Source organism: Gordonia sp. CNJ-863 (assembly GCF_001942325.1).
Taxonomy (GTDB): domain Bacteria; phylum Actinomycetota; class Actinomycetes; order Mycobacteriales; family Mycobacteriaceae; genus Gordonia; species Gordonia alkanivorans.
This window is the reverse complement of record NZ_MKKG01000055.1, coordinates 59365-85467: the sequence shown is the minus strand read 5'-3', so window position 1 is coordinate 85467 and position 26103 is coordinate 59365. Positions and strand designations below refer to the sequence as shown.

The 26103-nt window shown below is 67.9% G+C and carries 22 protein-coding genes and 1 pseudogene; 12 read left to right on the top strand and 11 right to left on the bottom strand.

The window, feature by feature from the left end; translation table 11 throughout:
* The first annotated feature begins 94 nt into the window (after positions 1–94).
* Complete coding sequence (glgC, locus tag BJF87_RS20645; RefSeq protein ID WP_006359451.1) at positions 95–1309, top strand: glucose-1-phosphate adenylyltransferase; 1215 nt, start codon at positions 95–97, stop codon at positions 1307–1309.
* 61 nt (positions 1310–1370) lie between these two features.
* Here the strand turns inward: glgC and BJF87_RS20640 are convergent, their stop codons facing one another.
* Genes BJF87_RS20640 through cofD form a run of 3 tightly spaced genes read right to left on the bottom strand, consistent with a single transcriptional unit; the run spans position 1371 to position 4323 of the window.
* Positions 1371–1946 (bottom strand): NUDIX hydrolase, encoded by a 576-nt coding sequence (locus tag BJF87_RS20640; protein ID WP_006359450.1) that lies wholly within the window; start codon positions 1944–1946, stop codon positions 1371–1373.
* The gene (locus BJF87_RS20635) at positions 1943–3292 is read right to left on the bottom strand and encodes a coenzyme F420-0:L-glutamate ligase (RefSeq protein WP_006359449.1); all 1350 of its coding nucleotides are present in this window, start codon (positions 3290–3292) and stop codon (positions 1943–1945) included. The genes BJF87_RS20640 and BJF87_RS20635 overlap by 4 nt, the downstream gene beginning before the upstream one ends.
* Complete coding sequence (gene cofD, locus BJF87_RS20630; RefSeq protein WP_006359448.1) at positions 3289–4323, bottom strand: 2-phospho-L-lactate transferase; 1035 nt, start codon at positions 4321–4323, stop codon at positions 3289–3291. Before cofD ends, BJF87_RS20635 begins: the two co-directional genes overlap by 4 nt.
* 718 nt (positions 4324–5041) lie before the next feature.
* On the opposite strand from cofD, the gene BJF87_RS26320 reads away from it, so the two are divergent.
* Entirely contained in the window at positions 5042–5305 is a 264-nt protein-coding gene (locus tag BJF87_RS26320) for a WhiB family transcriptional regulator (protein WP_187346529.1), read from the top strand.
* 96 nt (positions 5306–5401) lie between these two features.
* Here the strand turns inward: BJF87_RS26320 and BJF87_RS20620 are convergent, their stop codons facing one another.
* Positions 5402–5923, bottom strand: a complete 522-nt coding sequence (locus BJF87_RS20620) for a metallopeptidase family protein (RefSeq protein ID WP_006359446.1) — start codon at positions 5921–5923, stop codon at positions 5402–5404.
* A 103-nt stretch (positions 5924–6026) separates the two neighbouring features.
* Between BJF87_RS20620 and BJF87_RS20615 the strand changes: the two genes are divergently transcribed.
* The 3 genes from BJF87_RS20615 (at position 6027) to manA (ending at position 9192) form a co-directional block, all read left to right on the top strand.
* The gene (locus BJF87_RS20615) at positions 6027–6587 is read left to right on the top strand and encodes a DUF3499 domain-containing protein (protein WP_187346527.1); all 561 of its coding nucleotides are present in this window, start codon (positions 6027–6029) and stop codon (positions 6585–6587) included.
* A gap of 164 nt (positions 6588–6751) precedes the next feature.
* Positions 6752–7900 (top strand): hypothetical protein, encoded by a 1149-nt coding sequence (locus tag BJF87_RS20610; protein WP_006359444.1) that lies wholly within the window; start codon positions 6752–6754, stop codon positions 7898–7900.
* Positions 7897–9192 (top strand): mannose-6-phosphate isomerase, class I, encoded by a 1296-nt coding sequence (gene manA / locus BJF87_RS20605; RefSeq protein WP_040004218.1) that lies wholly within the window; start codon positions 7897–7899, stop codon positions 9190–9192. Before BJF87_RS20610 ends, manA begins: the two co-directional genes overlap by 4 nt.
* Positions 9193–9307: 115 nt before the next feature.
* Here manA and eccE read toward each other — a convergent pair.
* Positions 9308–11028: pseudogene (eccE, locus tag BJF87_RS20600) on the bottom strand (type VII secretion protein EccE).
* Between the two features lie 201 nt (positions 11029–11229).
* On the opposite strand from eccE, the gene eccB reads away from it, so the two are divergent.
* The gene (gene eccB, locus BJF87_RS20595; RefSeq protein ID WP_075863832.1) at positions 11230–12708 is read left to right on the top strand and encodes a type VII secretion protein EccB; all 1479 of its coding nucleotides are present in this window, start codon (positions 11230–11232) and stop codon (positions 12706–12708) included.
* 17 nt (positions 12709–12725) lie between these two features.
* On the opposite strand, the gene hpxO is transcribed toward eccB, so the two are convergent.
* A complete protein-coding gene (gene hpxO / locus BJF87_RS20590) occupies positions 12726–13886 on the bottom strand; it encodes an FAD-dependent urate hydroxylase HpxO (protein ID WP_075863869.1) in 1161 nt (386 codons plus the stop codon).
* A gap of 130 nt (positions 13887–14016) precedes the next feature.
* A complete protein-coding gene (locus tag BJF87_RS20585; protein ID WP_035751209.1) occupies positions 14017–14643 on the bottom strand; it encodes a TetR/AcrR family transcriptional regulator in 627 nt (208 codons plus the stop codon).
* Positions 14644–14754: 111 nt separating this feature from the next.
* On the opposite strand from BJF87_RS20585, the gene BJF87_RS20580 reads away from it, so the two are divergent.
* From BJF87_RS20580 to nrdF, 5 genes are all read left to right on the top strand, one after another.
* Positions 14755–15312: an NAD(P)H-dependent oxidoreductase gene (locus BJF87_RS20580; protein WP_006359438.1), complete on the top strand. Its 558-nt coding sequence runs from the start codon at positions 14755–14757 to the stop codon at positions 15310–15312.
* Positions 15313–15726: 414 nt separating this feature from the next.
* Positions 15727–15963 carry a redoxin NrdH gene (locus BJF87_RS20575; RefSeq protein WP_005198719.1) on the top strand — a complete coding sequence of 79 codons (237 nt, stop codon included), beginning with the start codon at positions 15727–15729 and terminating at the stop codon, positions 15961–15963.
* A 226-nt stretch (positions 15964–16189) separates the two neighbouring features.
* Positions 16190–16654, top strand: coding sequence for a class Ib ribonucleoside-diphosphate reductase assembly flavoprotein NrdI (gene nrdI / locus BJF87_RS20570; protein WP_006359437.1), 465 nt, complete (start codon positions 16190–16192; stop codon positions 16652–16654).
* A gap of 99 nt (positions 16655–16753) precedes the next feature.
* Positions 16754–18949, top strand: coding sequence for a class 1b ribonucleoside-diphosphate reductase subunit alpha (gene nrdE / locus BJF87_RS20565; RefSeq protein WP_006359436.1), 2196 nt, complete (start codon positions 16754–16756; stop codon positions 18947–18949).
* A gap of 68 nt (positions 18950–19017) precedes the next feature.
* On the top strand, positions 19018–20022 hold the full coding sequence (gene nrdF, locus BJF87_RS20560; protein ID WP_006359435.1) for a class 1b ribonucleoside-diphosphate reductase subunit beta: 1005 nt from the start codon (positions 19018–19020) through the stop codon (positions 20020–20022).
* A 47-nt stretch (positions 20023–20069) separates the two neighbouring features.
* On the opposite strand, the gene BJF87_RS20555 is transcribed toward nrdF, so the two are convergent.
* Positions 20070–20879, bottom strand: coding sequence for a hypothetical protein (locus BJF87_RS20555; RefSeq protein ID WP_006359434.1), 810 nt, complete (start codon positions 20877–20879; stop codon positions 20070–20072).
* Positions 20876–23770, bottom strand: coding sequence for a DEAD/DEAH box helicase (locus tag BJF87_RS20550; RefSeq protein WP_006359433.1), 2895 nt, complete (start codon positions 23768–23770; stop codon positions 20876–20878). The genes BJF87_RS20555 and BJF87_RS20550 overlap by 4 nt, the downstream gene beginning before the upstream one ends.
* Positions 23771–24011: 241 nt before the next feature.
* On the opposite strand from BJF87_RS20550, the gene BJF87_RS26315 reads away from it, so the two are divergent.
* Complete coding sequence (locus BJF87_RS26315) at positions 24012–24170, top strand: hypothetical protein (protein WP_006359432.1); 159 nt, start codon at positions 24012–24014, stop codon at positions 24168–24170.
* Positions 24171–24251: 81 nt separating this feature from the next.
* On the opposite strand, the gene BJF87_RS20545 is transcribed toward BJF87_RS26315, so the two are convergent.
* Together BJF87_RS20545 and BJF87_RS20540 are read right to left on the bottom strand one after the other, a co-directional pair.
* The gene (locus BJF87_RS20545; RefSeq protein WP_006359431.1) at positions 24252–24740 is read right to left on the bottom strand and encodes a carbonic anhydrase; all 489 of its coding nucleotides are present in this window, start codon (positions 24738–24740) and stop codon (positions 24252–24254) included.
* Positions 24741–24818: 78 nt separating this feature from the next.
* Positions 24819–25796, bottom strand: coding sequence for an ABC transporter substrate-binding protein (locus BJF87_RS20540; RefSeq protein WP_006359430.1), 978 nt, complete (start codon positions 25794–25796; stop codon positions 24819–24821).
* Positions 25797–26103 lie beyond the last annotated feature (307 nt).

Sequence of the window (26103 nt, the reverse complement as noted above, 5' to 3'; positions counted from 1 at the left end):
TCCGCAGCAGTTCGCCATCGCAGAGTGAACACAACCGCGAATCCGATGGTGCGGTCATCTGGCCGAGGCTCCCGATCGCGGTTAAGTTGGGGGAGTGAGATCACAGCCGCACGTCCTCGGCATCGTCCTCGCGGGCGGCGAAGGTAAACGCCTTTACCCGCTGACGATGGATCGGGCAAAGCCTGCGGTGCCCTTCGGCGGTGCCTACCGGCTGATCGACTTCGTGCTGTCGAACCTGGTCAATGCCGGATACGAGCGCATATGCGTGCTGACACAATACAAATCGCATTCGCTGGACCGGCACATCTCGCAAACCTGGTGGACATCGGGATTTCATGGCGAATACATCACCCCGGTGCCCGCGCAGCAGCGCCTCGGTCCGCGCTGGTACACGGGTAGCGCAGATGCAATCTTCCAGTCCATGAACTTGATCAGCGATGAACAGCCGGAATACATCGTGGTGTTCGGTGCCGATCACGTGTATCGCATGGACCCGTCGCAGATGGTCGAGGCGCACATCGCATCGGGAGCCGACGTCACCGTCGCCGGCATCCGCGTACCGCGTGCGGAGGCCGTGGCCTTCGGGTGCATCGACTCCGACGCGTCCGGCAAGATCACGCGCTTCCTCGAGAAGCCCGCGGACCCGCCCGGGACCCCCGACGATCCGGACTCGACCTTCGCCTCCATGGGCAACTACGTGTTCACCACCGAGGCTCTCGTCGACGCCCTGCGCGCCGACGCCGCCGACTCAGACTCCGACCACGACATGGGCGGCGACATCATCCCCGCGTTCGTCGCGCGCGACACCGCCTACGTCTACGACTTCAAGGACAACGAGGTGCCCGGGGCCACCGAGCGCGACAAGGGCTACTGGCGTGACGTCGGAACCCTCGACGCGTTCTACGAGGCGCACATGGACCTCGTGTCCGTGCACCCGATCTTCAACCTGTACAACGGCCGCTGGCCGATCCGCGGCGAGACACACAACCTGCCGCCGGCCAAGTTCGTCCAGAGTGGCGTCGCCGAGGACTCGGTGGTCGGTTCGGGCTGCATCATCTCGGGTGGGACGGTACGCAATTCGGTGCTGTCGTCCAACGTCATCGTCGAGGACGGCGCGATCATCGAGGGCAGCGTCCTCATGCCGGGCGTACGGGTCGGCAAGGGTGCGGTCGTGCGCAGGGCCATCCTCGACAAGAACGTCGTCGTCGGCGACGGTGAGCAGCTCGGCGTCGACCCCGACGCCGATCGCGAACGCTTTTCCGTCAGCGCCGGAGGTGTGGTGACGGTCGGCAAGGGGATTCGGGTCTAGCGTCCGACCCTGCCAACCGAGTAGCGGCGCCCGAGCGGAGCGGAGACGCCGCGTGTCGAGGTCAGCTCGCCAAGGCCGCGCGGATCAGTTCCGGGATGTCGGCGTCGGCATCCGGGGGCAGGTCATCGATGGGCCACCACTGCAGGTCCACGGACTCCTCGCTGCGTGCGAACTGCGGCAGGCCACCGTCGGCGGTCGGGCCGGCGACCACCCGGTAGCGCACGTCGAGATGCCGGGTCGGCACGCCGAGCGAGCAGGTGATCGGGTGGGTGTGCAGGTGGACGATGCCACCGCCGGCGCCGATCTGGTCGAGATCGAGCCCGGGGATGCCGGATTCCTCGCGGGCCTCTCGCAAGGCGGCGTCGGCCAGGGTCTCGTCGGACGGTTCGCAGTGTCCGCCGAGCTGAATCCACTTGCCGACGCGCGGATGCAGGGTCAGCAGGACATGGCTGCGATCGGCGTCGAAGACGATGGCCGACCCGGTGACATGTCCTGCCGCACAGGCCCGCAGGCACGCGTCCGGGGCAGCGGCCAGGAACGCGAGGTAGGCATGCCGGAGGCTGTCCTGTCCCGAGTCGGGCGCCTGCCAGGCGGTCAATGCCTCGGCAGCAGAGGCGTGCAGGGATTCCGCGCTCACAGTTCGATCACCCACTCGTCGGTCGGCGCCGCGTCGCGCAGCGGGGCAGCTTCGAGCGGGTGTCCGATGGCGACCGCGCCCAACGGCTCCCACGACGCGTCCACTTCGAGGACACGACGTACCGTAGGTGCGGCGAAGATCGTCGAGCCGACCCAGCAGCTGCCGATCTCGCGGACCGACAGCGCGATCAGCAGGCTCGCCACGGCACCGCCGGCGGCCACCGTGAACATGGTGTGCTCGGCCGCGTTCCGACGCTCGTCGGGGTACTCGTGCACGCCGTCTGGTACCAGGAACGGGATCACCAGTTCCGGTGCGTCATAGAGGATCTGGCCGCGGCGGAGTCGCTTCTCGATCGATTCGGGTGTCTTGGAATCGGATTCGAGGTCGGCGCGCCATTCGGCGGTCATCGCGTCGAGCAGCGCACGACGCCGCTGCTCCGAGCGGACCCACACGAACCGCACCGGATGGGTGTGGTGCGGCGCGGGCGCGGTGAGGGCCTCACCCAGGGCGGTGCGGATCAGTTCCGGGTCGACCGGCCGGGTATCGAAGGCGCGTACGGACCGTCGGGTGCGGATCGCCTCCCGACGACCCAGGGCGATGGCCTCCTCGGTGCCGAGCCGGAACAGGTCCTCGTCGGCGGGCCGGATCAGATCGGCGGCGGTCGAACCGTCGTCGACGGGCGCGAACCCACGCACGACGGCCACCGGCACGGCGGCGAGCTTGCCCTTGACCAGATCTGCGGCCGCGGACAGTTCGTCGGCGACCGCGATGTCGGTCACCACCAACGGGTTCCCGTAGTCGTCGGTGCCACCGTCGTAGGGGTGGGTGACGGCGATGCCCGCCGACCCGATCGCGACATCGGTCTGTCCGGTGCGCCAGGCGCGGCCCATCGTGTCGGTGATGATCACCGCGACCTCGAGTCCGGCACGCTCGGCGATGGCGGCCCGCAGTCGTCTCGCGCTGCCGTCGGGATCCTCGGGGAGCAGGGCCAACTGGTCGGAGCGCACATTGGAACCGTCGATCCCGGCCGCGGCCTGGACCAGACCCAGACGGTTCTCGGTGATCAGCGTGCGGTTCTTGCGGGCGAGCACCCGCACCGACTCGGCCTCGACGAGCCTGCGTCGCAGCGCATCACGTTCGTCGGGATCGGCCGGTGCATCCACCATACGGCCCTCGGCCTTGGAGATGATCTTGCTGGTCACGACCAGTACATCACCGGATTCCAACCACGGTGCGGCGGCGAGGATCTCGGCGGCGACGTCGGATTCGGCGGTGAACTCGGGGAGCCCGGTGACGGGTCGGATCTCCAGGCCGTCCGGGGCGCGGTGATCGGCGAGGTCGCTCACTCGGTGCCCACGTTCTGTTCCGGCATGGCCACGTCGACGAGTGCGCAGGCAGCTCGGATCATCTGTGCGGTCGCCTGCGGGTCGGTCATCAGCAGCGGTGCGGAGCCGATGGCGATGCCGTCGACCTGTGCCCGGTCGCCCTCGGCGATCAGCCAGCCGTCGAGGATGCCGTTGCCGCTGCGGGCGCCGTAGTGGGCGGCGACCGCCTCGGCCGACGACTCGACACCGATCACCGACAGGCATTCGTCGGCCATGCCGCGCAGCGGCCGGTTGTCGATGATCGGCGAGACACCGACCACCGGGGCCTTGGTGGTGCGCAACGCGCTGCGCATCCCGGGAACGCTCACGATCGCACCGATGCTCACCACCGGATTCGACGGTGCGAGCAGGATGACGTCGGCGTCGGCGATCGCGTCGAGGACCCCGGGTGCCGGGGTGGTGTCGTCCGAACCGACCTGCGCGAAGCCGAAGGTCGGGATCCGGGCGCGGTGGCGCACCCACCATTCCTGGAAGTGGATCGCGACGCGCTCGCCCTCGTCGCCGTCCGGCTTGGCGATCACCACATGCGTCTCGTGCCGGTCGTCGGTCACCGGCAGCAGGCGCACGCCCGGATTCCATCGGCGGGACAGTGCAGCGGTCACATCGGACAACCTGTACCCGGCGTCGAGCATCTGCGTACGGATCAGATGGGTGGCGAGATCGCGGTCGCCGAGGCCGAACCAGTCCGGGTCGGCGCCGTAGGCGGCGAGTTCCTCTTTCGCGTGCCAGGTTTCACCGCGCCGGCCCCAGCCGCGTTCCGGGTCGATGCCGCCGCCGAGGGTGTACATGCACGTGTCGAGGTCGGGGCAGATGCGCACTCCATGCATCCACGCGTCGTCGCCGACGTTCACGATCGCGGTGAGCTGATGTTCGCCGAGACCGAGCGTGGGGTCGTCGGGATGCGGCGGGAACGGGGTGGCACCGAGCAGTTCGCGCAGTCCGAGGAGGAAACGCGCGCCCCCCACGCCGCCGACGAGTACGGTCACCTTCACAGCAGGTACTCCTTCACACCGCCACTCTAGTGGTCGGCCGTGAGGCCCCGTACGCCGCTGTCGCACCCGTCCTGCGGGTGGGGAGGAGGGCTCGCCGAGTGTGATCTTCACTTCGCCTTCGAGCCGTCGTCGTGTCGAGTCACAGATTTGACGGCAGGCGATGGTAAAGGGAATTCTTCGATTCAACTTGACCGGGACCGCCCTCGGCGTGTCTAATCACATCAGTGTCATTCCGAGTTTGAGATCGAGAACATTCGAGGTCGAGAACCACTGGCCTCCAAGGGATTCGATCATATGTTCGAACGCGGACAGAGGGTCGGTGCCGGCAGAGAAGGGCCGTCGCTCGGGCGCTGTGTACAACGGATGTAGAGAGTCACTGCACCCCGAGTACAAGTGGTGTGGCAGCAGTGGTGGGTACGGCAGCACGTCGTGTTCGCAAAGGACAGTCAACGACCAACATCCCGAGCTAGGAGCGCCGACGATGGCTTTTGACAATCCGATCGGCAATCCGCTTGAACCGCATATTCGCCCGCAATTCATCGCAGAGTCGCACGTGATGACATCCACCCCGGACATCGGCGCCACAGAGTTTCGCACCCTTGGGCCCGTTGACGATTCGATGATCGGTGGCACCGCGCGTGCGGCCGCAATCGAATCCGTCGCCGACGCAACCGTTCTCGTCGAATCCGACGCAGACGATGCCGCCGGCCGTCGTCATCTGGCCTTGGTGCCCAACGACTTCGACGACCTGTTCGATTCCGTCGAAGAGCAGTGGCAGGACCGCGCATTGTGTGCGCAGACCGACCCGGAGGCGTTCTTCCCCGAAAAGGGTGGATCGACACGTGAGGCCAAGCGCATCTGCCAGGGCTGCGAAGTCAAGGCGGAGTGCCTGGAGTACGCGCTGCACAACGACGAACGCTTCGGGATCTGGGGCGGGCTGTCGGAACGTGAGCGCCGTCGTCTCAAGCGCGGCATCATCTGAGGAGGTCGCCGGAACGGCGACGTCCGAACAATCGAATTCCCCAGCGAGAGCTGGACGCTCGACGCTGCGTCGTCGGACGCGATCATCGACCGCGGATCACTCAGGTCCGCGGTCGATCGTGTCTTCGTCGACGCCCAGGTGAGTGGCGACCTGCTGGACGAGGACCTCGTGCACGAGCTCGAGCAGGTCCGTGCCCTTCTTGGCCCGCGACTCCAGCGGCCGGCGGAACAGGATGATCTGCGCCCGTGTCGGCACCCCGTGGACGTCCATGCCCGCGGGGATCAATCGTGCGAGCGGCACCGCGCCGTCGGCGGTCACCTCGTCTGGCCACTCGACGGTCTCGGGATCGCGGGGAAGCAGTCGCGGGATCTCGTCGACGGCGATGTCGAGTCCGGCCAACTGATCGTGCCACTGCGCGTCGATCTCGGCGAAGGCCTCGAGCGCGACGGCGTCGAACTCGTCGGAGCGGGTGTTGTAGGCGGGGACGTTCTGCGGCAGCAGCGGGGAGCGCAGGCCGCGTCCTCGCCGATCTCGGTACCGTCCGACCCGGCGTCGGCCACGACGGATTCCCGGCTGGCCGAATGAGCCGCGCGGCGTCGGCTTCGGGTGGATGCGCATGGCGCGAGTCTATGAGGTCGCGGTGGCCGATGTCGCCCCCGCCCGCCCCCGTTCTGAGCGTGTCGAGTCTGTGGTTGCGGACAGTGCGGGCTAATCTCGTCACGTGAAGCTTCCCCGTCTGTGCTGCCGACCCGGCTGCGCCCGATCCGCGGTGGCTACCCTGACCTTCGTCTACGCCGAATCGACCGCGGTGATCGGTCCGTTGGCGACCTCGGAGGAGCCGCATTCCTGGGATCTGTGCGATGACCACGCTCGCCGGATCACCGTGCCGCGGGGATGGGAGATGCTGCGCAGTGAGCGGGGATTCTCGGTACCGGCCGAGGACCATGAGCTGACCGCCCTCGCCGAGGCCGTTCGCGAGGCCGGCGCCGTCGCCGGTGGAGGACGCCCGGGCTTCGTCGATCGCGGGTCCCTCGGCCGTGGCTCGGACCGGACGCCGGCCGATTCCCTCGATGCGTTCGACTCACGGTCGCTGGACGAGGCGCGCGCGGCCGATGCCGCGTACGAGGCCGCACTCGCCGACCGTCGCAGCGGTCGCCATCGCGCCGGACCCGTCGATTCGCCGTCTCAGCCGTCGGCCACCCCGGGTGTGCCCCGCCACCAGACGCGGCCCCGGCCGGGTCGCCGCGGTCATCTGCGGGTTCTCCCGGACCCGGTCGACTGACCGGAGACCACCACGCGGGGGGCGTGGAACCCGTTGTCGTCGTCGGGGGCCGCGAATCGTCGGAGTTCGGGGCCGGCCTCCCTTCCCACCTCGCTGCGGGTACCGAACGAGTGACTGTGTCGCGTACCCGGGCGTGTGTCCGCGCGGCTGGCTACGCTGGTCCCATGCGCACCGGTACACCCGACCTCGATGATGCCGAGGAGTTGTTCTCCGCGGACGTCGACGGACTGTTGCGGGCCGTCGCGCTCGCCGGGGCGCAGGTTCGGGCAACTGCCGAGGCCGTCCGCGAGGGCGTGCTGGCGCCGCTCGCGGATCTACGGCCACGCAGCGTCGTGATCGTCCACGGTTCCAGCGAGGTCTCGCACCGTGCGGCCGAGCTGGGGGTCGCCACCCTCGCGGCACGCGTCGACGTCCCGGTCGTGACGGGCCCCGTCCTGCCGGGCTGGGTCGGTCCGCTGGACGTGGTGATCGTGGCCGGTGAGGACGCGGGCGACATGGCACTGGCCGATGCCGCCGCGCGTGCGCTGCGTCGTCGGGCCGAGGTGGTCGTAGCCGCACCCATCGCCGGGCCCCTTCAGGATGCGCTGGGCGGCAACGGGATCGATCTCTCCCCGCGGTTCGACGTCGAGCCGCGCTTCCGGTTCGTCGGATTCGTCGCCGCGCTGCTCGCGGTATTCGGTGGTCTCACCCAGGTCCGTGTGACCGGCCCGGTGCCCGCACTCGACGACCTGGCCGACGCGCTCGACGCCGAGGCCTCGGGCTCGCATCCCTCGCGGGAGACCTTCCACAACCGGGCCAAGTCACTGGCCGTGCGCGTGCAGGGGCGTCCTTCCGTCTGGACATCGGATTCACCGGCGGGTTCGGTGCTGGCCGTGCATGCCGTGTCGAGCATTCTCGCCTTCGCCGGGATCGTCGGCGCCGTCGCCGAACTCGGGGACGTGGCGCGGATGTCCCGGCTCCGGGAATCGCGACCGGGCGCTGCTCCGGCCGCCGACTCGATCTTCTACGACCCGGAGTTCGACGGTCCGGCGCAGGAGCCCGCTCCGCGCATCATGATCATGTCGACCGCCCGGCGTGAGTGGTACACCCGGCAGCGGGTGATGGGACTCGGCGACGTCGACCTGGTGGTCGGTGCCGACGAGGCAGAGGCGGTGCCGCAGACCGGCGGGCAACCGTCGGACGGCCGGCGGCCGGTGCCGGGCGAGGACCCGGTGGCCGACGGCCCGGGCGACCTCCTCGATTTCCTGGTCGTCGCCTTGCGGGTCGAGATGTCGGCGGTGTATCTCCGCCTGATTGGGAACACGGTGCAATGAGGATTCTCGACGGAGTGGTGCGCCCCTACGCATGGGGCTCACGAACAGCCATCGCGTCGATTCAGGGGAGGCCTGTCCCGTCGGCGCATCCGGAAGCCGAGTTGTGGTTCGGCTCGCATCCGGCGGGCTCGGCGCGGTGCGTCGACCCCTCCGGCCCGGAGCAGCACCTCGTCGAGGTGATCGACGCCGATCCGGTGGCGACGCTCGGTGCGGCGAGCGCGGCCGAGTTCGGGAACCGACTGCCGTTCCTGCTCAAGATCCTCGCCGCCGAGGAAGCGCTGTCGCTGCAGGCGCATCCGTCCGCGGACCAGGCGCGCGAGGGTTTCGAGCGGGAGAACGCCCGCGGCCTCGCCCTCGACGCCCGTGACCGCAACTATCGCGACCCGTGGCACAAGCCGGAGCTGATCGTCGCCACCACGCCCTTCGACGCGCTGGCCGGCTTCCGCGATCCACACAAGACCGTCGCCCTGCTACGCGAACTGCAGGTCAGCGAACTCGACCACTACCTGGGAATGCTTGCCGGACAACCCGATTCCGAGGGTCTGCGGGCGGTGTTCACCACCTGGCTGACGCTGCCGGAGTCGTCGATCCGGCAGCTCGTGCCCGCGGTCCTGCACGGCGCGATCGAGGTGCTGAGCGCGGGACGCACGGAGTTCTCCGCCGAACTGCGCACGGTGTGCGAGCTCGGCGAGGACTACCCGAACGATCCCGGTGTGCTCGCCTCGCTGCTGCTCAACCACGTGCATCTCGAGCCGGGGCAGGGTCTGTATCTGCCCGCGGGCAACCTGCACGCCTACCTGCGTGGCACCGGGGTGGAGATCATGGCCAACTCCGACAACGTGTTGCGCGGCGGCCTCACACCCAAGCACATCGACGTGCCGGAGTTGTTGCGCGTCCTCGACTTCACACCGGTCGACGCCGCCCAGATGGCGCCGCCGGTGCGCATGATCGGCGCCGAACGCGTCTACCTCACGCCGGCGCCGGAGTTCCGGCTGTCGCGGATCGAGTTGGACGGCACCGGGTTGCATCACTCGTCGTCGATCTGTTTCGACATGCCCGGACCGCAGATCCTCGCCGTGCTCAGCGGCGCGGTCGAGGTGCGTCCCGGGGACGGCGCACCGCTGACCGTGAAATCAGGCCACGCCCTGTGGATCACCGACGACGACCCGGACGTGATCGTGCGGGCGGCCTCGGCGCGGGCGGTCTTCTACCGTGCGCTCGTGCCGGTTGCGGTGTCGGCAACCGAAGGTGTGTCGGCGTCTGCGACGGCCGCGGCGACCGCCACCGAGTGACAACCGCGGCGATACCTGCCCGAGCCGCTCACGAGATCCGTTCGCGCTCACCGTCAACGGGTGAGCGGCGACCGACAAAGTGAGCAAAATTGCGACGCCGCGGAGTGAGGTCCCGCTATCGCCGGACCGGCACGGCGGGTTCGGGATAGCCGCCGATCAATTTCCATTCGTCCGGCGTCGCGACCATCGTCACGAGCATCGGCTGCCCGCCGGTGTCGAGTGAGAGGTCCTGTGGCGCACGCGGATTCTGGGTCAGGGCAACAGTGTGGCCGCCGGTCGGGTCGTCGACGCCGGGAGCGGACACGATCATCCGCGTCGTATCCGGTTGCGGCGACGGGGGAGTGACGCCGTCGACGATGACGAGCGCGGGCCCCGGACGGGCCGGTGTGCGGTCGCCGGCCAGTGACAGGGCACTCGGGTCGGCGACGGCGGTGACCAGGGGGGCCCATCGGTGCGGGCGGTCGGTGTGGACGCGAACCGAGGCACCGACCGCCACGGCGCGCAGCGCGATCTGTGCGACGACGTGGATACCGGCGGCGACCGACACGGTGGCGATGCCGGGACCGACCAGTCGGGTGGCGACGGCGCGGCCCGTGTGGTCGGCACCGATGAGCTGACCGCATCCACCGGCCGGGAGGCGAACCGAGCCGATCAAGGCCTGGGCGCCTCGCCGGTGAGCGTCGGCAGGTTCCGTTCGAGACGGGTGGGCGTCGCGATGGGGAGGCTGACGGCGAGGGCCTCGAACTGGCGCCCGTCGAGCGGCTGCAGACCAGCCGGCCACGACGGCACCGACCGTCGCGCATCGGGGAACTCGTTGAACCGCACGAACGCGGAGACCTCGACCCCGGGCCGTCCGTTGCGGTGGCGGCGGTCGGCGGCGACATGCCGGAGCCGGACGGTGAGGGTGGTGGAGACGGCCGGGTTGACCCAGACGTCGCGGACCACGGCGGGCAGTGCTTCCGGTTCCACTGCGGCGCTGCGGATGCGGAGCCCGGAGACCTCGACCGATTCCCACTCCTCGGCCAGCGAGTCGATGCCGGCGCCCTCGGTCAGTTGGGTCGTGACCGACGTGATCTGCCCGGCGGACAGGATGGTGGTGGTCAGTCCGTGTTCGGCGAGGCGTTTGGCCACACGGCGGGTGGTGACCGTCGCGGTGCGCAGGGCTCCGGTCGCGCCGCCGCCGCGTCGTGCCACGGCGTCGGGACACTCGAGTGGATCGAGTCGCAGCACGACGAACACCGAACGCTGAGCGGTCGCCGAAAGGGGTCCGAGGGTGCGGTCGTAGGTGGCCGGTGCAACACCCGAACCCCACACGCGCACACCGTGACTGATGACCTCGATCGAGCTGAGTGCGATGTCGTACCGGTCGATGCACTCAGCGAGGACGTCGAGCGGAACCAGTTGCCCGTTCTGGTCGCCGAGGGTGCTGTTGCCCGGTGTCAGGTAGGTGACCGCGGGGCCGCCCGGGTACACCCGAACCACGGTGACCAGGGTGTCGCCGACCCAGCGGGCGCCGATGGTCGTGGGTGACGACGACCGGCGGGCCGACGGACGGGTGGAGGGGCCGGCCAGCGGGACGTCGAACGGGGCCGGGTCGAGGTCGGCGTCGCTCCGGCGCATCCGCGACCAGGAGAACGACATCCGCACGGCGAGCCGGCCGAACAGTGACTGCCGACCGCCGACGCTCACCAGCCCGGACGCGATCACCATCGCCACGATCAGGGCCGACAGCCCCCACACGCTGCCGGACAACGCCCATACGACGAGACCGAGGGCCAGGATCACCTCGATCACCACGAGTGTGCGCAGCCCCGTCGCACGCGTGTTCCGATCCACGATCCCCCCTCGATCCCGGTGCCGCGCCCGATGCGGCATCGCCCGTCGGTGTCTCCACAGGCGGCGAAGCCCCACACGTGAGGGGCGCATGTGTCGGTTAGGCTACTACCGCGCGGCAGGGGGTACGCCGCAGGAGATCACAACCGATCCACACCGAAGCCCGTTCGCGGGCGCGTGAGATCGGCGCGGACAGGGGGAGTCGTGGCACGTCAGCTGACGACCAAGGCTCAGGTCAACGGCTACCGTTTCCTGATCAAGCGGCTCGAGCACGCGCTCGTGCGCCGCGACGTGCGGATGCTGCACGACCCGATGCGGTCTCAGCTGCAGGCACTGGTGGTCGGAACCGTCCTCGGCCTGCTCGTCCTCGGTGGCTGCGGTGTGTACGGCCTCGTCCGGCCGCAGGGGTCGGTCGGGGACGCCACCATCATCGTCAGCAAGAACAGCGGCAGCACCTACGTTCTCGTCGAGGACACCCTGCACCCGGTGCTCAATCTCGCCTCGGCCCGACTGATCACCGGGAGTTCCGAGGAGCCGACCTCGGTGGCCGACACCAAACTCGAGCCCTACGCGCGCGGCCCGCTGCTGGGTATCCCGGGCGCGCCTGCGTCCCTGCCGGGTTCGGCGCACAAGAGCACCTCGATGTGGACGGTGTGCGATTCGTCGACGGTCTCGTCGGACCCGGCGAGCGAGTCGATCCGACAGACGGTCATCGCCGACACGCCCGTGCTGGGGTCGTCGACCGTCGAGACCGCCCGTCCGGAAGACGCGTTGCTGGTCCGTACCGGCGACAAGACCTTCCTGATATATCAGCTGTTCCGCGAGGGGAGGTGGAGCCCGGTCCGGGCGGAGGTCGACACCGACAGTGCGCCGGTCATGCGTGCCCTCGGCCTCGACGACGTCACACCGCGCGGGATGACCCCCGGACTCCTCAACAGCTTCCCGCTCGTCGAACCGCTGGAGGTGCCCACCGTCCCCGGTGCGGGGCAGCCGGGCGCAGTCGGCTCGACGACCGTGGGTTCGGTCGTGAAGTCGGTCGACGTCGACGACGACACCACCTATCACGTCGTGCTCCGTGACGGTGTCCAGGAGATAAGTGCCCCGGCCGCGGAGATCCTGCGTCTTGCCGACCGCGACGGCGCCGCACCCGTCAGGACGGTGGCGCCCGGCGAGCTCGCCACCCTGAAGGTGGTGGAGGAGTTGCCGATCGGCGACTTCCCACAGGTCAACCCGACGATACTCGGCCTCGCCACCGATCCGACCCTGTGCCGCAGCTGGTCCCGCGGCACCGACGAACCGCGGGCCGAGACCGCCCTGCTGGCCGGTCGCGCGCTTCCGCTGGAATCCGGTGCCCGGCCGGTACGTCTGACATCGGCCGACGGTGCCGGGCCCGGTCTCGACGAGGTCTATCTGCCGCCGGGGTCGGGGGAGTACTTACAGGTGACCGGCAACGAGGCCGACAGCGCCCGCACCGAATCGCTGTTCTACGTAAACGATTCGGGTGTGCGCTTCGGCATCCCGGACCTCGAGACGGGCGGCACCCTCGGGCTCGGCGACTCGCCTTCGCGTGCACCGTGGTCGGTGGTGTCCCTGCTCGCACCTGGTCCGACGCTTTCCGCCGAGGCCGCGCTGGTCGCGCACGACGGACTCAGAACTGCCGGGATCGACCGGGACGGTGAGTAATCCGGGTCGGCCCCGTCTCAGGACGTGAGCGGGCCGCCGACGATGTTGCCGACGATCCCGCGGATGATGTTGGTGCCGTCCTCGCCGCGCAGTTCGTCGTACCAGGCGGCCGTCTTCTCCGGGTCCTTGCCGTGGGTCACGTCGCAGCGCTTGCGGGCGCGCAGCACGAGGTCGCCGGCACGCTCGGTGCGCGCGGACTGATAGGCGGCCAACGCGGCGAGCGGGTCGTCGGGATGATCGCGGAACGCGAACTGCAGGGCGACCGCGTCTTCCATCGCCAAACAGCCGCCCTGCCCGATGTCGGGGGTGGTGTTGTGCGCGGCATCGCCGAGCACGGCGACGCGTCCCTTGACCCAGGTGTCGAACGGGTCGAGGTCCAGGATCTCGACCCGATTGGTCGTCGTGGGATCGAGCTTGCCGATGAGGGTCTGGACTCCGGGTGCCCAGTCGGCGAACTCCTCGGCCAGCACCTCGCGTGCAGTGCCACGTTCGAACGGGACGCCCGCGGGCATGGGGACGTCGAAGAAGAAGTAGAAACGGTTGCCCGCCACCGGCATCACCGACACACGACGCGAATCACCCACGTAGGTGGTCCATTCGGTGGCCGGACCGATGTTCTCGTCGACCTCGACGAGTCCGTTGAAGTTCACGTATCCGGCGTAGCGGCGCTGGACCGGGCCGCCGAGCACGTACTCGCGGGTCAGTGACTTCGACCCGTCGGCACCGATCACGATGTCGGCGGAATCGGTGGTGCCGTCGGCGAATTCGACGGTCGCACGTTCCGCGCCGTCGTGTACGGCCACCATCTTCTTGCCGAAGTGGATGTCGTCGTACCCGTAGGCGTTCATCAGCATCAGCTGAAGCTCGGCCCGGGCCATCGGGTAGGGGCGCTGGCCCACCTCGTCGATGAGCGGCTGCATGCTGAAGCGGCACATGGCGTCACCGGTGAAACCGTCGACATAACTCATCGAGTCGAGTATGCCGCCGAGTTCGGCGGCCTCTTTCTCCAGACCGAGGTGGTTGAGGCATTTGACGCCGTTGGACCACACCGAGATCGCCGCACCCACCGGCTTGTTCTCGGTGACCTGCTCGTAGACCTCGACGTCGACACCGAGTTGCCTGAGGGCGATGGCCGCCGACATGCCGCCCATACCCGCGCCGACGATCACTGCCTTCACACTCACCACCGCTCTCTCGAGATCACCTGCCGGCGACTGGTGCTGCCGGCCCGACACCAGGCTAGGACGCGACCGACGGCGGCGCGCCCCGAAGGCACGGTCGTGACGATGCTGCGCGACCGGGCGGGAGTCAGCGTGAACCGCGGGAGGTCGCGAGCACGGTGACCATGTCCTGCCACTGCGTGGTGATGGTCTCGAGATCGAGGCCGACCTCGACCATCAGGTACCGGACCGATCCGGCGGCCAGCGGAGCCTGCACGGCCAGCGACATGAAGTCGAGATCGTCGGCGAATCCCAACTGCCGCAGCAGGATCTGAACGTGCTGAGTCGACGCGCGGCCCACCGGGTGGGTCATGAAGTCGTCGGTGGCCGCTCCCGCCTCGAGCAGGATGTCGAGGTGGTCGCAGGTCAGTTTGAGCCGGGCGCGGCCGTAGGCCAGCAGCCGGTCGAGCGGCGGCGCACCAGGGCCCAGCGGCTCGGGTCCGGAGAGGTAGGCCTGCTGCATCTCCGATTCGGAGTGGTCGAGGAGTGCGAGCATCAGCCCGGTGCGGTTGCCGAAGCGCCGGAACACCGTGCCCTTGCCCACGCCGGCCTCACGAGCGACCGCCTCCATGGTCACCGCGGCGGCACCGTGGTGATCGATGAGGTTCTTGGCGGCAGCCAGCAACAGACGCCGGTTGCGTGCGGCGTCGGCACGTTCGGTCCCCGAGGTGTTGAAGGAAATCTGGAGCGGGGAGTGGTCTGGCCCGTTCGGCACGTGATGAGGGTAACTCTTCACCCCGATCGGGAATCAATCGGACCCGGGTCCGGTTGCTGGCTTCGTATCCACCGCCCTCAGCGGGCCGGTGCCCTCGTCGAAAGGAATGACATGTCGGATCGAGTCGTCGAACTGGTAGCGCTCGTCGGAAGCCTTCGTGCTGCATCCATCAACCGGCAGCTGGCCCAGGTCGCTGCCGACAACGCTCCCGCCGGAGTTCACATCACCGTCGTCGACCATCTCGGTTCGCTGCCGTTCTACAGCGAAGACGTCGATGTCGAGGGCGCCCTCGACGCCGGTGTGATCGCCCTGCGTGAGGCCGTCGCCAAGGCGGACGGCGTGCTCATCGCCACCCCCGAGTACAACGGCACCATCCCCGCCGCGTTGAAGAACGCCATCGACTGGCTCTCGCGCCCGTACGGCAACGGGGCCCTCAACGGCAAGCCCGTCGCCGTCCTGTCCGCCGCGCTCGGCCAGTACGGCGGCCAGTGGACCCGCGAGGACACCCGTAAGTCGGTCGGCATCGCCGGCGGCCGCGCGATCGAGGACGCCGACCTCGGTCTGCAGATCCCCGCGCTCCCCGAGGGCGGCCTGACCGATCCCGCGATCGTGGAGAAGGTCGTCGCCTCGGTCGCCCGCATCGTCGACGAGGTCGCCGTCAGCGCCTGATCTGTCTTCCGTTTTCCTCGACGCCGCGCCGGGTACATGCCCGGCGCGGCGTCGTCTGTCCGGGTGCACAGGAAGAGGGGTGGCGACCCGGGCCTTGTGGACTGGCGGTGCACATGTTGTGGAGGACCGTTGGACAACCTGTGAGCGACACGCCGGACGCGACCGTGACACGCCGGAATTTATGATCCTGCACCCGTCCGACCTGCATGTCTTCCACCAATGTTATTCACAACCCCTTGTGGTGACCAGAAATGTCAGCCACTAGGTGTAGTGTTTGCCCTACCAGTCAGGCGGACAAGAGGAAGCGGATGTACTCCTCCGGAAACGCCAGGAAGCCGGTGACCCAGATCACCATCTTCACACTGGGAAACTGCACGTCACTGGCGATTCCAACGACCCGAGGAGAACCACTCGATGTCTTCCATCACCGTCTACACGAAGCCGGCATGTGTCCAGTGCAACGCCACCTACAAGGCCCTGGACAAGCAGGGTCTGTCCTACGAGATCGTCGACATCAGCCAGGACCCGGAAGCCCGCGACTACGTGATGGCGCTGGGTTACCTGCAGGCCCCGGTCGTCGTCGCCGGCGACGAGCACTGGTCGGGCTTCCGCCCCGACCGCATCAAGGCGCTCGCCACCGCTGCTGCCTGATCTCCCGCCGTCTGCCGTCACCATCGACCCCGCCGCGGGTGTGATCCGAAGGGGAAGCCGGATCCGCCGCGTCGGGATGTGACAGCAGAGATGAGTGTGGCCATCGGCCCGGATGCGGGAAATGGTCACGACGGTTCCGGCGTTGGAACCAGCAGGCGTCCCGACATCGGGCGCAACGAACAAACGCCATCACAATCGGTCACCGTCACCAGGGTTGGAGGGAGACATGTCGGCCACCTCGCCGTTGATCGTCTACTTCTCCTCGGTCTCCGAGAACACCCACCGGTTCGTCGAGAAGCTGGACATGCGTTCCGTGCGCATCCCGCTGACCGGCGCAGCCGGTGAATTCGGTGTCGACGAGCCCTACGTGCTGATCTGCCCGACCTACGGGGGAGGCAAGGCGACGGGTCAACCCGGCGGCTTCGTCCCCAAGCAGGTCATCCGCTTTCTCAACGACGAACACAACCGATCCCTGATCAGGGGGGTGATCGCGGCGGGAAACACGAACTTCGGTGAGGAGTTCTGCTACGCCGGCGACATCATCTCGCGTAAATGTCGCGTGCCCTACCTGTACCGATTCGAACTGATGGGCACCACCGACGACGTCGACCGCGTCCGCGCGGGACTGGCCGACTTCGCCCAGAGCCCGGCGTTCGCAACCGGTGTGTCGCTGCACGCCACACCAGCCTGACGCCCCGCCGAGCGCGTCACCACCGGACTGTCACACCCCGCCCATACGCTGCCCATGAGGCACTTGGTAAGCCCCCACTATCCGCAGGAGTCATCTGTCGTGTCGCCCACCGCCGCCGCCGTCTCGGACACCTCTTCAGCAAGCAAGTCGGGCGTGCATGCCGGCCCGTCGGGTCATGAACCCGGCGAGCTCGACTTCCATGCGCTCAACGCGATGCTCAACCTGTACGACGCCGACGGCAAGATCCAGTTCGACAAGGATCGCGAGGCCGCGCGCCAGTACTTCCTGCAGCACGTCAACCAGAACACCGTGTTCTTCCACGACCTCGACGAAAAGCTCGACTACCTCGTCGAGGAGAACTACTACGAGCCCGAGGTCCTCGACAAGTACGACCGCGAATTCGTGAAGGGCCTGTTCAAGCACGCCTACGACAAGAAGTTCCGCTTCCCGACGTTCCTCGGCGCGTTCAAGTACTACACGAGCTACACGCTCAAGACCTTCGACGGCAAGCGCTACCTCGAGCGCTTCGAGGACCGCGTCTGCATGGTGGCGTTGACGCTGGCCGACGGCGACACCGCCCTGGCCCGCAACCTGGTCGACGAGATCATCTCCGGCCGCTTCCAGCCCGCAACCCCGACCTTCCTCAACTCGGGCAAGAAGCAGCGCGGCGAGCCCGTCTCGTGCTTCCTGCTCCGCATCGAGGACAACATGGAGTCGATCGGCCGCTCGATCAACTCGGCGCTGCAGCTGTCGAAGCGCGGCGGCGGAGTTGCGTTGCTGCTCTCCAACATTCGCGAGCACGGCGCGCCGATCAAGAAGATCGAGAACCAGAGCTCGGGCGTCATCCCGATCATGAAGCTGCTCGAGGACTCCTTCTCGTACGCCAACCAGCTCGGTGCGCGTCAGGGCGCGGGCGCGGTGTACCTGCACGCCCACCACCCCGACATCTACCGCTTCCTCGACACCAAGCGCGAGAACGCGGACGAGAAGATCCGCATCAAGACGCTGTCGCTCGGCGTGGTCATCCCGGACATCACGTTCCAGCTGGCCAAGAACAACGACGACATGTACCTGTTCAGCCCGTACGACGTCGAACGCGTCTACGGCGTGCCGTTCGCCGACATCAACGTCACCGACCGCTACCACGAGATGGTCGAGGATCGTCGTATCCGCAAGACCAAGATCAAGGCGCGCGAGTTCTTCCAGACCCTCGCCGAGCTGCAGTTCGAGTCGGGCTACCCGTACATCATGTTCGAGGACACGGTGAACCGGTCGAACCCGATCGACGGCAAGATCACCCACTCCAACCTGTGCTCGGAGATCCTGCAGGTCTCGACGGCGTCGACCTTCAACGACGACTTGTCCTACTCCCAGGTGGGCAAGGACATCTCGTGCAACCTCGGGTCGTTGAACATCGCCAAGACGATGGACTCACCCGACATCGGCCAGACCATCGAGACCGCCATCCGCGGACTCACCGCGGTGAGCGACCAGACCTCGATCACCTCGGTGCCGTCGATCGAGCACGGCAACAACAACTCTCACGCCATCGGCCTCGGCCAGATGAACCTCCACGGCTACCTGGCCCGCGAGCGGATCTTCTACGGCAGCGACGAGGGCATCGACTTCACGAACATCTACTTCTACACGGTGCTCTTCCACGCACTCCGCGCGTCGAACCGCATCGCCCGCGAGCGCGGTCGGGCGTTCACCGGTTTCGAGAAGTCGAAATACGCGTCGGGTGAATTCTTCGACAAGTACACCGCCAAGGTGTGGGAGCCGGAGACCCAGAAGGTCCGGGACATCTTCGGGCAGGCCGGGATTCACATCCCGACCCAGGACGACTGGCGTGAGCTGAAGGAAGCCGTGCAGCGCGACGGCATCTACAACCAGAACCTGCAGGCCGTCCCGCCGACCGGTTCGATCAGCTACATCAACCACTCGACCAGCTCGATCCACCCGGTCGCGGCGAAGATCGAGATCCGCAAGGAAGGCAAGATCGGTCGCGTCTACTACCCGGCGCCGTACATGACGAACGACAACCTGGAGTACTACCAGGATGCGTACGAGATCGGGTACGAGAAGATCATCGACACCTACGCCGCGGCGACCCAGCACGTCGACCAGGGCCTGAGCCTGACGCTGTTCTTCAAGGACACCGCCACCACGCGCGACGTCAACAAGGCGCAGATCTACGCATGGCGCAAGGGCATCAAGACGCTGTACTACATCCGTCTGCGCCAGATCGCGCTCGAGGGGACCGAGGTGGAGGGTTGCGTTTCGTGCATGTTGTGATCCTTTGCCACACAATGCCTTTCAGTAGCTTTGGCCCCCACTCGACCAGTTAGACGAGGAACCGTCACATGACCTCCACCGAAAGCCACAGCCCCGCCGACGGCGCACCCATCAAGCTGGTCAGCCGGGTCTCGGCGATCAACTGGAACCGCGTCCCCGACGAGAAGGACGCCGAGGTGTGGGATCGCCTCACCGGCAACTTCTGGCTGCCGGAGAAGGTGCCGGTGTCCAACGACATCCCGTCGTGGGGCACGCTGACCGAATACGAGAAGCAGCTCACCATGCGGGTCTTCACCGGCCTGACGCTCCTCGACACCATTCAGGGCACCGTCGGCGCGGTGTCGCTGATCCCGGATGCCACCACTCCGCACGAGGAGGCGGTGCTCACCAACATCGCGTTCATGGAGTCAGTGCACGCCAAGTCCTACAGCTCGATCTTCTCGACCCTGTGCTCCACCAAGGAGATCGACGAGGCCTTCCGCTGGTCGGAGGAGAACGAGCAGCTGCAACGCAAGGCCCGCATCGTCATGGACTACTACCGTGGCGAGGATCCGCTCAAGCGCAAGGTCGCCTCGACGCTGCTCGAGTCGTTCCTGTTCTACTCGGGCTTCTACCTGCCGATGTACTGGTCGAGCCGCGCCAAGCTCACCAACACCGCCGACCTGATCCGCCTCATCATCCGCGACGAGGCCGTCCACGGTTACTACATCGGCTACAAGTACCAGCGCGGCCTCGAGACGCAGACGCCGGAGCGTCGCCAGGAACTCAAGGACTACACCTTCGAGTTGCTGTTCGAGCTGTACGACAACGAGAGCGACTACACCGAGACGCTCTACGACGAGGTCGGGCTCACCGAGGACGTCAAGAAGTTCCTGCGGTACAACGCCAACAAGGCGCTGATGAACCTCGGCTACGAGGCGATGTTCCCGAAGGACGAGACCGACGTGAACCCGGCGATCCTGTCGGCACTGTCGCCCAACGCCGACGAGAACCACGACTTCTTCTCGGGGTCGGGCAGCTCGTACGTCATCGGCAAGGCCGTCAACACCGAAGACGAGGACTGGGACTTCTAGTCCCGCACCGTTTTATAGCCCGAAGCCGCGCCCAGCGCGGGTTCGGGCTATAAGTCTGTGGCGGTCAGGCGGTCGTAGAGATCGCCGAGTTCGTCGATGGTCTCGGCGATGTCGGCCGGCGCCACACCTGTCGCCCGCAGCGCGGCGCGGAGATCCGAACCGTCGAGCGCGGTGAGCGGGTTCATCCGTGGGACCGACGGGAGCGGCGGCAACGGCGACGAGGTGCCGTAGAAGTCGTCGGGCCGCAGCGAGCCCGACGACGAGTCGTCGTCGGCGGCGGGGGATTGTGCGGGCCGCGAGTCGATTTCGGCGAGCAGGTCACGGAGATCGGTACCCATCACCGTCAGCAGTGTCAGCGGAGACCGGTCGATCTCGGCGGCGATCTCATAGCTCGTCACCAGCGCGTGGACGCACCGCGGAGCCTCGTCGGGGCAGGTGCAGTCGGTGGCGATGTCCGCCGATTCGGTGGGCACCAGGAGTTCGCCGAGGATAGGTGGCTGCTCGCCGCGCGTGAGTCGCATCAGTTCCTCGACGCCGCCTCGGTCGCGGAGTAGCCCGGCCAGCGTCGGTGTGTCGACCGTGCGGGTGGTGATGATGACGTCGAACGGTTCCAGTTGCGTGCCCTCCACCGACGCCGTCACCTGGCCCGCACCGATCCGCAGACCGCGCACATGCCGGTCACGGAAGTACCTGCGTGCCTTGGTGATGTGTCGGCTGTCGGCGGCCGCCTCACCGTCGGCGCCGCGGCCCTCGACCACGTCGACGAACGCCCGCGACCACGGCGTGAGACCGTATCCGCGGACGGCGATGGTGCCCCGTTCGCCTTTGCGTTGGGTGCCCTTCTTGCGCACGGTCATTCGCTCACCGCCTCGTCGCGGAGCCGGAAGAGTTCGAAGAGTTCGTCGTCGGCGAGGTCGGACACCCAGTTCTCGCCGGCGGCGACGGTGAGCCGGGACAGTTCGCGCTTCTTGGCGATCATGTCGTCGATCCGTTCCTCGATGGTGCCCACGCAGACGAACCGGTGCACCGACACCTTCTGGTTCTGGCCGATGCGGTACGCGCGGTCGGTGGCCTGATCCTCGACGGCGGGGTTCCACCACCGGTCGACGTGGATGACGTGGTTGGCCGCGGTCAGGTTGAGGCCGGTGCCGCCGGCCTTGAGGGTTGCCAGCATGACCGGGGGACCGTCGTCGGATTGGAAGCCGGCGACCATGCGGTCGCGTTCCGTGCGGCCGAGTCCGCCGTGCAGCAGCGGGATCGCGGTGCCGAACTGTTCGGCGAGCCATCCCGACAGCATCTCGCCGAACGTCGCGAACTGGGTGAAGACGAGTGCGCGGTCGCCCTCGTCGGCGACGGTGGAGACGATGTCGGCGAGCAATTCGACCTTGCCGGAACGATGTTCGCCGTCGCGGATGAGGTCGGTGCCGTCGGCGAGGTAGTGCGCCGGGTGGTTGCACACCTGCTTGAGCCGCGTGAGTGCGGCCAGCACGTTGCGACGACGCAGGGTGCGCTGCTGTTTGTCGCGCAGCGCTGCCATGAGTTCGTCGATGACCGCGCGGTAGAGCGCGGCCTGTTCGACGGTGAGGTTGGCGCGCACCGCGAAGTCCGCCTTCTCCGGCAGATCGGCGGCGATGGCCGGGTCGGTCTTCTCGCGGCGCAGGATGAACGGCCGTGTGATCGCGGACAGTCGCCTTAGGGCTCCGGGATCGCGGTCGCGTTCGATGGGTTCGGCATAGCGCGCGCGGAACACCGACGCCGACCCCAACAGTCCGGGGTTCACCAGGTCGATCACCGCGCGCAGGTCCTCGAGGCGATTCTCCACCGGGGTGCCGGTCAGCGCGAGACGGCGATCGGCGGGAATGTTCCGGATCGCCTTGGAGGCAATGGTGTTGACGTTCTTGAGGTGCTGGGCCTCGTCGACGACGACGCGGTGCCAGGGATGTCGGGAGAGCAGTTCGAGGTCGCGGCCGGCGATCGCGAAGGTTGTGACGACGATGTCGACGGAATCGCGGATCGTGGTGAAGACCGCGCCGGCGGCTCGCGACGGGCCGTGATGGATGGCCACACGCAGTCCGGGTGCGAACCGCGCTATCTCGCGAGACCAGTTGCCGACCAGCGACATCGGGCAGACGACGAGCGTCGGTCCGGGCCGGTCGGCGTCGTCGGCGATGACGCTGCGCTCGTGGCACTCGAGTGCGATCACCTGGAGGGTCTTGCCCAAGCCCATGTCGTCGGCGAGTACGCCTCCGACGCCGAGGTTCGACAGGTGTGCCAGCCAGTCCAGCCCTCGTTGTTGGTACGGCCGCAGCACGGCTTCCAGATCGGTTGGGGGTGTGACCGGTTCGGGTCGGATGGCGCCGCCTTCGGCGACGTCGTCGAGCCACGAGAGTCCTTCGACCCGGGCGACGGGGACCGGGAGCTTGTCCGACTCGCCGGTCACGAGACCGAACAGTTCGCCGAAGTCCGCGGGCGGCTGGGTTGCGGCGAGAGCACGTTGCGTCGCTACGAAGGCGGCGGCGCGCGTCAGTGCCGAACCCTCGGCGCGGACCCACACGCCACGCACCCGGACCAGATCGCCCTTCTGGCCGGACAATTCGTCGAGATCGGCGTCGGTGAGGGTGATGGCGTCGGATGAATCACCCAGTGCCAGTCTCCATTCGAACTCACGGATCTCGCGGAGACCGACCATGGCTGCGGGCGCCCCGCCGCCGGGTGGTGGCAGGGCACGCAGCGTGAGACTCGGCCGGACCTCGGCGATGGTGCGGGGGAGCAGCACCGGAATCCCGGCCGCGCCCAGTGCCGCGGCGCCGGTAGCGAACAGTTCGGCGGCGACGTCGGTGGGGAGCAGGAAGTCGAGGGAGCCGCGGTCCGGGTCGGCCCGGTCGAGTTCGGGGAACTCGCGTACCGCGGTGGCCAGCGCTGTGGTCAGCTCGTCGAGTTCATGAGCGTCGAGGCGGTGGGGTGCCACCGGCTCGATCTGACCGTCGATGCTGCGCCGGCAGACCTCGAGTCGCCAGCGCGAGGCGTCGGCGACCTCGTCGCGCGTGGGCAGGTCGAAGGTGTCGTCGTCCCACGCGTCGTCCCAATGGCTCTCGGTCAGGTCGTCGTACTCGGGTTCGTGGAGACGGAAGATCAGTGACTGGTCGTCTCGTGGCACGCCGGCATTCCACCGGGACCAGCTCCCCACAGCGGCCGCCAGACGCTCGGGGGAGCAGGGCGGGCCGACGTCGGTGCCGGGCAGCAGCGCGCGGACGACGGGCGACGCCGGACGCGGTTCGCCGAGCCGGGGGATCGAACGAGCGATCGTCGTGCGGCATTCGTAATCGACGAGCTCGGCGAGAAAGTCGTCGAGCGAGGCGTGGGAGCCGTTGTGCAGCAACGCATCCGGCGCACTGCCGAGGCCGACGGCATGCCAGCTGCGCCACGTCGGCGTCGGAATGACGACCCAGCGGAGCAGCCATTCGCCCGCGACCTGCTCGGCCGACGGCGCCACCGAGCCGGCGGCGACGAATGAACGTACGCCGTCGAGCAGGTAGCGATACCACCGGACATCGCCGGTGACCGTCGCCGACCGAGACGCGTCGAGCAGGGACACCGCCGACGTCAGGCCGAGCGTCGCCGCCCGGACGAACCGTCGGCGATTGCCCTCGCCGACGATCGGGATCTCGCTGCGGAACCGGCGGCCCGACAGGGCGTCGCGCAGCGGCTCGGGCAGGTCTGCCGGTTCGCCGTCGATCCACACGGCCATCCCCACACCGGGCCGCCACAGGACGTGGAGCGGCGCGACGGAACGGGGCCGGTGGGTTGAGGGCGAGGGGGCGGAGTCCGGCGGAGTCGGCCCACTGAGCTGCGGTTCTGATGGCATCGAGGATCGCCCGCCAGTCTAACGACGGCCCCCGACACTGCCGGTTTCCACATCGTCCGACGAGGGTAAGGGAGAAGATCGATTCCGCAGGCTCAACGCGGCACGAGAGTGCGAGGAGGCACCGATGGGACAGTCGAAGGACCAGCAGGCCGAACACGACGAGGGCACTGCCGAGGTTCGCAAGGACCCGCCCGGCCCCAAGGACCACGGACGTGAGGGCGGCATGGCGACCCGGGAGAACGCTCCCGACGCGGTGAAGCGCTCGGACCACACCGCGGACTGACGAGAAGCGACCGACGAGACGAAACCGACCGGGTACGCCGCACCGCGCGTACCCGGTCGGTTCTGTCTGGAGTCAGATGAGTCAGGAGACCTCGCGGAGGAGGCCGGTCGCGACGTCGAACACGAACCCGCGCAGCGAGCTGGTCTTGGTGATGAACGGACTGTTCTTGATGCGGTTGAGCGACTGCCGCACGTCGTCGTCGACGTCGCTGAACGCCTCGGCGGCCCACTCCGGCTTCTGCCCGATCTCGGTCTGGATGTCGCGCTTGAAATCGTCGTCGGTGAAGGTGAGCATGCCGCAGTCGGTGTGGTGGATCAGGACGATCTCGGTGGTGCCGAGCAGCCGCTGGCTGATGGCGAGGGAGCGGATCTCGTCGGCGGTGACGACGCCGCCGGCGTTGCGGATCACGTGGGCCTCGCCCTCGTTGATGCCGAGGACGCGGTAGACGTCGAGGCGGGCGTCCATGCACGCGACGATGGCGATGTGCTTGCTCGGCGGCAGCGGCAGGGGACCGTTGAAGGTCTTGGCGTACTCCGCGTTGTTGGCCAGGTACTGATCGGTGACAGTCATGCGCAAACAGTGATGCGTCAGAGAGTCCAGGGCGAGGGTTTGACCTGGCCTGATCCAAACGGTGGACGCGGGGGCCGCTCAGGAGTTGCCGTCGAGCGAACCCTTGACGTCGTTGAGGACCAGCCAGGCGGCAGCGAGGCCGGAGGAGTCGTACCAGACGGCGTCGTCGACGGCGAGCACGCGCTTCCACATCGAGGCACCCAGACCCAGCCACTCGTCGCTGAGCAGGACCTCTTCGCCGTGCTCCTGGCCCTTCTCACCTTCAAAGCTCACATAGATGAGGTCGCCTTCGGCCTCACGGAAGTTCTCGGAGGTGACGGGGAAGGAATCGGGGACCCGTTGCGGACCGGGCCGCTGGACGCCGATCTCACCGAGGACCTGGCCGGCGAAGGTGTCCATGCCGGCGATGGTCTCCGAGTCCTCGCCGAACCGGACCAGCGACACCTGCGTATGTGAGGCGTCCATGCGCCTGCCGGTCTTGGCGGCTTCGGTCGTGAACTCGGCCAGACGCTGCCGCCCGGCTTCGCTGCGGCCGACGGCGTCGGCGACGGCCTGGAACTGCTCCTGCCAGTCGCCGGCGGGGATCGTGGCCGAACGCACCGAGCCGAAGGGCTTCGACGACGCGGCGGTCTCGGGAGTGAGGAGGACGAGGTCGGCGTCGGCCTGCGACACAGCTGCGGCGTCGGGCGCGGTCCCGATCGCCGGCACCGACGACAGTCGGGGTCCGAGATAGGCGGGCACCGAACCAGGGGCAGCGGTCACGGCCGTCACCTTGTCGCCGATGCCGAGTGCACACAGGGCGTCCAGGAGCGCCGGATCGGTCACGACGATGCGGGTGGGATCGGTGGCGGCGTCGTCGGCCGGGGTGGGCGCGAGGCAGGTCTTCGAGAAGTCACGGTCGGCGGAGACGATGTTGACCTCCGCGACGCGGGTGACAGTGGTCGAGATGGTGGAGCCGTCGGGAGTGGTCAGCGGCTCGTCGCCGGAACACGCTGCCGACGCCGCGACGACGACCACGCCGAGGACCGCTGCCCAGACCGGCCGGCGTCCCCGCATACGACGAACACGTACATCCGTGACCCCGTTACCCCTGCTCTGCACCCGCCCAACCTAGCACCGGCGCCGGGGCGTCGAGCGTAGGCTTCCACGGGGCCGCCAGACCGTCGGCCGCAGACACCGAGCGGGGTCGCCAGACCACCCGGCGCGTCGAAGGAGGAAAGGGGTTTGAGCACGGCCGATGTGGTGCGTCGGGCGTCGAATACGACAGATCGTAGGACCCGTTCGGCCCGGGCGTCGGGAAGGGTTTAGGATCAGTACTCAGCGCTCGGTTTGTGTTCATGTGCCGACCGACGTTCGAAGGGGT

Coding starts and splice junctions, on each gene's coding strand:
- BJF87_RS20620 (WP_006359446.1), bottom strand. CDS start 5,923: ATGCGCATCCACCCGAAGCCGACGCCGCGCGGCTCATTCGGCCAGCCG.
- BJF87_RS20610 (WP_006359444.1), top strand. CDS start 6,752: ATGCGCACCGGTACACCCGACCTCGATGATGCCGAGGAGTTGTTCTCC.
- manA (WP_040004218.1), top strand. CDS start 7,897: ATGAGGATTCTCGACGGAGTGGTGCGCCCCTACGCATGGGGCTCACGA.
- BJF87_RS20580 (WP_006359438.1), top strand. CDS start 14,755: ATGTCGGATCGAGTCGTCGAACTGGTAGCGCTCGTCGGAAGCCTTCGT.
- BJF87_RS20575 (WP_005198719.1), top strand. CDS start 15,727: ATGTCTTCCATCACCGTCTACACGAAGCCGGCATGTGTCCAGTGCAAC.
- nrdI (WP_006359437.1), top strand. CDS start 16,190: ATGTCGGCCACCTCGCCGTTGATCGTCTACTTCTCCTCGGTCTCCGAG.
- nrdF (WP_006359435.1), top strand. CDS start 19,018: ATGACCTCCACCGAAAGCCACAGCCCCGCCGACGGCGCACCCATCAAG.
- BJF87_RS20555 (WP_006359434.1), bottom strand. CDS start 20,879: ATGACCGTGCGCAAGAAGGGCACCCAACGCAAAGGCGAACGGGGCACC.
- BJF87_RS20550 (WP_006359433.1), bottom strand. CDS start 23,770: ATGGCCGTGTGGATCGACGGCGAACCGGCAGACCTGCCCGAGCCGCTG.
- BJF87_RS26315 (WP_006359432.1), top strand. CDS start 24,012: ATGGGACAGTCGAAGGACCAGCAGGCCGAACACGACGAGGGCACTGCC.
- BJF87_RS20545 (WP_006359431.1), bottom strand. CDS start 24,740: ATGACTGTCACCGATCAGTACCTGGCCAACAACGCGGAGTACGCCAAG.
- BJF87_RS20540 (WP_006359430.1), bottom strand. CDS start 25,796: ATGCGGGGACGCCGGCCGGTCTGGGCAGCGGTCCTCGGCGTGGTCGTC.